We start from the raw sequence: 7246 nt of genomic DNA on the forward strand, positions 1-7246 counted from the left end.
AGACCATGGGGAAGGTGTCATGACGCTGAACGCCGACGGAGTAGCCGACAAGTTCGGGCTGCTCGGACTCACCTACGACGATGTGCTGCTGCTCCCAGGTGCGTCGGACGTCGTGCCGAACCAGGTCGACACCCGCTCGAAGGTCTCCCGGAACGTCAGCGTGAACATCCCGCTGCTGTCGGCGGCGATGGACAAGGTCACCGAGGCGCGGATGGCCATCGCGATGGCCCGCCAGGGCGGTGTGGGCGTGCTCCACCGCAACCTGTCCGTCGAGGACCAGGTCAACCAGGTCGACCTGGTGAAGCGGTCCGAGTCCGGCATGGTGACCGACCCGATCACCGTCCACCCCGACGCCACCCTCGCCGAGGCCGACGCCCTCTGCGGCAAGTTCCGCATCAGCGGCGTCCCCGTCACCGACGCCTCCGGCAGGCTGCTGGGCATCGTGACCAACCGCGACATGGCCTTCGAGAGCGACCGCTCCCAGCAGGTCCGCGAGGTCATGACGCCGATGCCGCTGGTCACCGGCAAGGTCGGCATCTCCGGCGTCGAGGCGATGGACCTGCTGCGCAAGCACAAGATCGAGAAGCTGCCGCTCGTCGACGACGAGGGCCGCCTCAAGGGCCTGATCACGGTCAAGGACTTCGTGAAGGCCGAGAAGTACCCCAACGCCGCCAAGGACGCCGAGGGCCGCCTGCTGGTCGGCGCCGCGGTGGGCGTCGGCGACGAGTCCTTCGTCCGCGCCCAGCGGCTGGTCGAGGCCGGTGCCGACTTCCTGGTCATCGACAGCGCGCACGGCCACAGCCGCGGCATCCTCGACATGGTCGCCAAGGTCAAGGCCAACATCAAGATCGACGTGGTGGCCGGCAACGTCGCCACCCGCGACGGCGCCCAGGCGCTGATCGACGCGGGCGCCGACGGGATCAAGGTCGGTGTCGGCCCCGGCTCCATCTGCACCACCCGCGTGGTCGCCGGTGTCGGCGCCCCCCAGGTGACGGCGATCTACGAGGCCTCCCTGGCGGCCGGCCCGGCCGGCGTCCCGCTCATCGGCGACGGCGGCCTGCAGTACTCCGGCGACATCGCCAAGGCCATCGCGGCCGGCGCGGACACCGTCATGCTGGGCAGCCTCCTCGCGGGCTGCGAGGAGTCGCCGGGCGAGCTGCTCTTCATCAACGGCAAGCAGTTCAAGTCGTACCGCGGCATGGGTTCGCTCGGCGCGATGCAGTCGCGCGGGCAGGCCCAGTCCTACTCCAAGGACCGGTACTTCCAGGACAACGTGCTCTCCGAGGACAAGCTCGTCCCCGAGGGCATCGAGGGCCAGGTGCCCTACCGCGGCCCGCTCTCCGCGGTGGCCCACCAGCTCATCGGCGGTCTGCGATCCTCCATGGGATACGTCGGCTCCGCGACGATCCCCGAGCTCAAGGAGAAGGGCCGCTTCGTGCGGATCACCGCCGCCGGGCTCAAGGAGAGCCACCCGCACGACATCCAGATGACCACCGAGGCGCCGAACTACCACGGGCGCTGACGGTACGAGCGGACGATCCGGAGCCCGCGGCCCCGTACGGCCGCGGGCTTCCGCCTGCCCTGCCTGGGATACTGGACGGGCAGGCCACGAAGGAAAGGCATAGCGACAGTGACTGAGATCGAGATCGGGCGGGGCAAGCGCGGCCGCAGGGCATACGCATTCGACGACATCGCCGTCGTCCCGAGCCGCCGTACGCGAGACCCCAAGGAGGTCTCGATCGCGTGGCAGATCGACGCCTACCGCTTCGAGCTGCCTTTCCTCGCGGCCCCGATGGACTCCGTGGTCTCCCCGGAGACCGCGATCCGCATCGGCAACCTCGGCGGGCTCGGCGTGCTCAACCTCGAGGGTCTGTGGACCCGCTACGAGGACCCCGAGCCGCTGCTCGCCGAGATCGCCGAGCTGGACGACGCCACCGTCACCCGGCGGCTGCAGGAGCTCTACGCGGCGCCGATCAAGGAGGAGCTGATCGGGCAGCGCATCAAGGAGGTGCGCGACGCCGGTGTGGTCACGGCCGCCGCGCTCTCCCCGCAGCGCACCGCGCAGTTCTCCAAGGCCGTGGTCGACGCGGGCGTGGACATCTTCGTCATCCGCGGCACGACGGTCTCCGCCGAGCACGTGTCGGGTTCCCACGAGCCGCTCAACCTGAAGCAGTTCATCTACGAGCTCGACGTCCCGGTCATCGTCGGCGGCTGCGCCACCTACACCGCCGCGCTGCACCTGATGCGCACCGGTGCCGCGGGCGTCCTCGTCGGCTTCGGCGGCGGCGCCGCCCACACCACCCGCAACGTCCTCGGCATCCAGGTGCCGATGGCGACCGCGGTCGCCGACGTGGCGGCGGCCCGCCGCGACTACATGGACGAGTCCGGCGGCCGCTACGTGCACGTCATCGCCGACGGCGGCTTCGGCTCCAGCGGCGACCTGCCCAAGGCGATCGCCTGCGGCGCCGACTCGGTGATGATGGGCTCCCCGCTGGCCCGCGCCACCGACGCGCCCGGCCGCGGCTTCCACTGGGGCATGGAGGCCACCCACGAGGAGCTGCCGCGCGGCAAGCGCATGAACCTCGGCACCGCCGGCACGACCGAGCAGATCCTGCTCGGCCCCTCCCAGGCGCCCGACGGCTCCATGAACTTCTTCGGCGCGCTCCGGCGCGCGATGGCCACGACCGGCTACTCCGAGCTGAAGGAGTTCCAGCGGGTCGAGGTCACGGTGTCGCCAACGCACCACCGCTGACCGCCGCCGGGCCGCCACGGCACGGCACGGGGCTCGGACCGCCACCCGCGGTCCGGGCCCCTCGGCGTCCCCTCACAGCCGTGCGGCCGCCCCGACCGGGGTGGCCCCGCGGGTGTCCAGCATCAACTGGGCCTTCACCGCCAAGCCTTGCATGTCGTAGGTGCGGTGGTGCTGGAGCAGGACCGTCAGGTCGGCGTCCGCCGCGGCCTCCCACAGCGAGTCGGCGCGGGGGACCGGGCGGTCCAGCACCCGCCACTGCGGGGCGTACGGGTCGTGGTAGCTCAGCTGCGCCCCCAGTTCGAGCAGGCGGCCGCCGATCTCGCCGGCCGGTGAGCGCTCCTGGTCCGGCAGGTCCGGCTTGTATGTCACGCCCAGCAGCAGCACCCGCGCCCCGCGCAACGACTTGCCGTGCTCGTTCAGCAGGGCCGCGGCGCGCTGCACCACGTAGCGCGGCATGCGGGCGTTGACCTCCTGCGCGTACTCGACCAGACGCAGCGGATGGCCGGGCACCCGGCCCTGGTACGGCGGATGCCCGGGGTCCAGCGGCATGGTGTGGCCCCCGACCCCGGGGCCGGGGCGGAAGGCCTGGAAGCCGTGGGGGCGGGTCTCGGCGCACCGGATGACGTCCCAGACGTCCACGCCGATGTCGTGGCAGAACACGGCCATCTCGTTGGCCAGCGCGATGTTGACGTGCCGGTAGTTCGTCTCCAGCAACTGCACCGCCTCCGCCTCGCGCACGCCCCGGGCCCGGACGATCCGCTCGGTGAACCGGCTGTAGAAGACGGCCGCGGCCTCCGTGCACGCGGGGGTGAGGCCGCCGATCACCTTCGGTGTGCCGGGGTGCCGCGCCGGGGCGTACGCCAGGTGGAAGCCGTGGCCGGCCCGCAGTCCCGACCCCTCCTCCAGCAGCGGACGCAGGAAGTCCTCCGTCGTGCCCGGGTACACCGGCGACTCCAGGACCACCGTGCTGTGCGGCCGCAGTTGCCCGGCCAGCGCGCGGGCCGCCTCCGCCAGCGCCGTCAGGTCCGGCTCCCCGCGCTCCCCGGGCGGGGTCGGCGCGCACAGCACGGCCGCCCGCGCACGGCCCAGGGCGGCCGTGTCCGCGGTCGCGCGGAAGCCCCCCGCGAGCATCCGCCGCACGTCGGCGGCGGCCAGCGCGCCGCAGGGCACCCGGCTGCCGGCGTTGATCGCCTCCACCACGTGCTCGTCCGGGTCGTACCCGATCACCCCGAGGCCGGCGGCGCTGGCCGCCTGCGCGAGGGGCAGGCCGGCGTGGCCGAGTCCGATGACAGCGAGGTCTGCGGGCATGGGGGTCCTCTCCTGCGACGGGGGGCGTCCTGGTACCCAAATGGCGCGAAATCAGGCTAACCAGACAGGTAGCTGATATGACTGCACGCCACGCGGTCCGGGGTGCCCGGGGTGCCCGGGGTGACCGGGGTCGGTTGTTGCGGCGCGTTGTTGTGTGCGGGTTGGTTGCGCCTGCGGCGGGCGGTTCGCCCGCCCGCCCTCCCGATTGCCCGGCCCGGTTGGTGCGGGCCTGCGCGCGTGCGTAGTGGGCCGGGGGCGGGGCCTCCGGGGCTGGGCATTCTGTACCGCATATTTATGTGCATGGCGGGCACCTGCGCTCGGTGCCCCGGGTGCCGCACAACACATACACGTCAGCGTCCAGAACGCCCACCCTCCCCCAGCCTTCGGCCGGGGGTGCCCCCACCTCCCCCGCCCCCTCCGTATCGTTCGGCGACCAACGCCGGTGGGGGGATGGGGCCAACCCCTCCCCGCACCGCTGGAAGCTGGCTCCAGCGGGGGGTCCCCCCGGCCGGAGGCCGACAGGATGCGAGCACCGGTGGCCGGGTGCAGCTCCGGCGGGACGGCCGGCGCGACCCGCCCACCGTCGCTCGCAGGGCGTGTGTCATGGCGACGCCAAGCAGGCGGCAGATCATGACGATTGCCGAGGTAGTGACGCACCCCGGCCTCCGGCGGCCGGCTGACCCGCAGCCAGGTTCAGGCGTGGGACGACACCAACCGCACCGAATGAGGCCGCCCCTGGCCCAAGGCCGAGGGGCCCCGGCTACCGCTGGAAGGTGGCCCCCCGCGGAGGTCCTGACGGCCGGTGGGGGTTCAGATGGACGCGTGCGGCAACCCCTGACCGCCTCCTCACCACCCTCCGGCCGTCAGCCGCCCACGGATACGGAGGGGGCGGGGGAGTTGGGGGCACCCCCGGCCGAAGGCTGGGGGAGGGTGGATGTTCTGGACGCTGCGGGATATTTGTGTGCGGCACAGGCGGCACCAATCCGGACCGCCCGCCATGCACGTAAATAACCCAGTCCAGGACGTGCAGCCCCGGAGGCCCCGCCCCCGGCCCACCACGCACGCCGCGAGGCCCGCACCAACCGCGCCGGATGGGGGTCCCCCCGGCCGAAGGCTGGGGGAGGGCGGGAGGGCGGGGGAGAAACCCCAACCGCAAGCACAACGGACCCGCACACGACAACCGGCCCGGCGAAGCCCGACGTGCCGCGCGTCACGACACGGGTAACGATCGTGGGGACGGGGAATGCGCTCAGGCGCGACCCCGCGTCACGACGGGAGGCCAGGATGCTGACGGCGACACTGGGACCGGCGGAGCGTTCCTCCGCGCTCGCCCGGATGGCGGAACAGGAACTCGACGTACTCGTGGTGGGCGCGGGCGTCGTGGGCGCCGGGACGGCGCTGGACGCCGCGACGCGCGGGCTGGCGACCGGCATCGTGGAGGCCCGCGACTGGGCGTCCGGGACGTCGAGCCGGTCGAGCAAGCTGATCCACGGCGGGCTGCGCTACCTGGAGATGCTGGACTTCGCCCTGGTCCGGGAGGCCCTCAAGGAGCGCGGTCTGCTGCTCCAGCGCCTGGCGCCGCACCTGGTGAAGCCGGTGCCGTTCCTGTACCCGCTGCAGCACCGGCTCTGGGAGCGCTTCTACGCGGGTGCCGGTGTGACGCTGTACGACACGATGGCGCTGTCCTCCGGGCACGGCCGCGGCCTGCCGCACCACCGCCACCTGAGCCGCAAGAGCGCGCTGCGCGTGGCGCCGTGTCTGCGGAAGGAGGCCCTGGTCGGGGCGCTGCAGTACTACGACGCGCAGATGGACGACGCCCGGTACACGATGACGCTGGTCAGGACGGCCTCCGCCTACGGCGCGCTGGCCGCGAACCGGGCCCGGGTGATCGGGTTCCTGCGCGAGGGCGAGCGTGTGGTGGGCGCCCGGGTCGAGGACGTGGAGGCCGGGGGCGTCTACGAGGTGCGTGCCCGGCAGATCGTGAACGCCACCGGGGTGTGGACGGACGACACGCAGGCGCTGATCGGGGAGCGCGGGCAGTTCCACGTGCGGGCGTCCAAGGGGATACACCTGGTCGTGCCGAAGGACCGGATCCACTCCGCGACGGGGCTGATCCTGCGGACCGAGAAGAGCGTGCTCTTCGTGATCCCGTGGGGCCGCCACTGGATCGTCGGGACGACGGACACCGACTGGAGCCTGGACAAGTCGCACCCCGCCGCCTCCAGCGCCGACATCGACTACCTGCTGGAGCACGTCAACTCGGTGCTCGCCGTGCCTTTGACGCGGGACGACGTGGAGGGCGTGTACGCGGGGCTGCGCCCGCTGCTGGCGGGGGAGTCGGAGGCCACCAGCCAGCTGTCGCGCGAGCACACCGTGGCGCACCCGGTACCGGGCCTGGTGGTGGTGGCGGGCGGCAAGTACACCACGTACCGGGTGATGGCCAAGGACGCGGTGGACGCGGCCGTGCACGGCCTGGCGCACCGCGTCGCGGAGTGCGTCACCGAGGAGGTCCCGCTGGCCGGCGCGGAGGGGTACCACGCCCTGTGGAACGCGCGGGCCCGGATCGCGGCGCGCACCGGTCTGCACGTGGCGCGGATCGAGCACCTGCTCAACCGCTACGGATCGCTCTCCGAGGAACTGCTGCAGCTGATCGAGGACGACCCCTCATTGGGCCGCCCGCTGGCCGGGGCCGACGACTACCTGCGCGCGGAGGTCGTCTACGCCGCCTCGCACGAGGGGGCGCGGCACCTGGACGACGTGCTCACCCGGCGCACCCGTATCTCCATCGAGACCTTCGACCGCGGCACGCTCAGCGCCCGTGAGGCCGCCGAGCTGATGGCGCCCGTCCTGGGCTGGGACAAGGAGCAGGTGGAGAAGGAGGTCGAGCACTACGAGAAGCGGGTCGAGGCCGAGCGGGAGTCCCAGCGGCAGCCCGACGACCAGACCGCTGACGCGGCCCGGCTGGGTGCCCCGGACATCGTCCCGCTGTAGCCGCCGCCGGTACGCCGGGTGAGGCGTGGGCCACGGCCTTGACGGGTTCCGTGGCCCGGCCGGATATCGTTCCTTCTCGTACGTGGCAGGAAGGGGCGCGCGATGTCCGACCTCGGACGCCTGGTGGCCGGGAGGTACCGGCTGGTGGAGCGGATCGGCCGTGGCGGTATGGGCACGGTGTGGCGGGCCGAGGAC

The 7246-nt window shown here is 72.6% G+C and carries 4 protein-coding genes; 3 read left to right on the plus strand and 1 reads right to left on the minus strand.

Going from position 1 to position 7246, the window contains the following annotated elements:
• The first annotated feature begins 19 nt into the window (after positions 1-19).
• Both guaB and PV342_RS36730 read left to right on the plus strand, forming a co-directional pair.
• Positions 20-1522: an IMP dehydrogenase gene (gene guaB / locus PV342_RS36725; protein WP_018562795.1), complete on the plus strand. Its 1503-nt coding sequence runs from the start codon at positions 20-22 to the stop codon at positions 1520-1522.
• A 108-nt stretch (positions 1523-1630) separates the two neighbouring features.
• Complete coding sequence (locus PV342_RS36730) at positions 1631-2752, plus strand: GuaB3 family IMP dehydrogenase-related protein (protein WP_018562796.1); 1122 nt, start codon at positions 1631-1633, stop codon at positions 2750-2752.
• A gap of 72 nt (positions 2753-2824) precedes the next feature.
• Here the strand turns inward: PV342_RS36730 and PV342_RS36735 are convergent, their stop codons facing one another.
• The gene (locus PV342_RS36735) at positions 2825-4060 is read right to left on the minus strand and encodes a nucleotide sugar dehydrogenase (protein WP_400799179.1); all 1236 of its coding nucleotides are present in this window, start codon (positions 4058-4060) and stop codon (positions 2825-2827) included.
• A gap of 1284 nt (positions 4061-5344) precedes the next feature.
• Between PV342_RS36735 and PV342_RS36740 the strand changes: the two genes are divergently transcribed.
• A complete protein-coding gene (locus tag PV342_RS36740) occupies positions 5345-7051 on the plus strand; it encodes a glycerol-3-phosphate dehydrogenase/oxidase (protein WP_361011484.1) in 1707 nt (568 codons plus the stop codon).
• Positions 7052-7246 lie beyond the last annotated feature (195 nt).

This window comes from Streptomyces sp. PA03-3a (assembly GCF_033792735.1).
In the GTDB taxonomy this organism is placed as follows: domain Bacteria; phylum Actinomycetota; class Actinomycetes; order Streptomycetales; family Streptomycetaceae; genus Actinacidiphila.

What these genes read in the sequence shown, in the direction of transcription:
- guaB (WP_018562795.1), top strand. Translation starts at nt 20, where the DNA reads ATGACGCTGAACGCCGACGGAGTAGCCGACAAGTTCGGGCTGCTCGGA.
- PV342_RS36735 (WP_400799179.1), bottom strand. Translation starts at nt 4,060, where the DNA reads ATGCCCGCAGACCTCGCTGTCATCGGACTCGGCCACGCCGGCCTGCCC.
- PV342_RS36740 (WP_361011484.1), top strand. Translation starts at nt 5,345, where the DNA reads ATGCTGACGGCGACACTGGGACCGGCGGAGCGTTCCTCCGCGCTCGCC.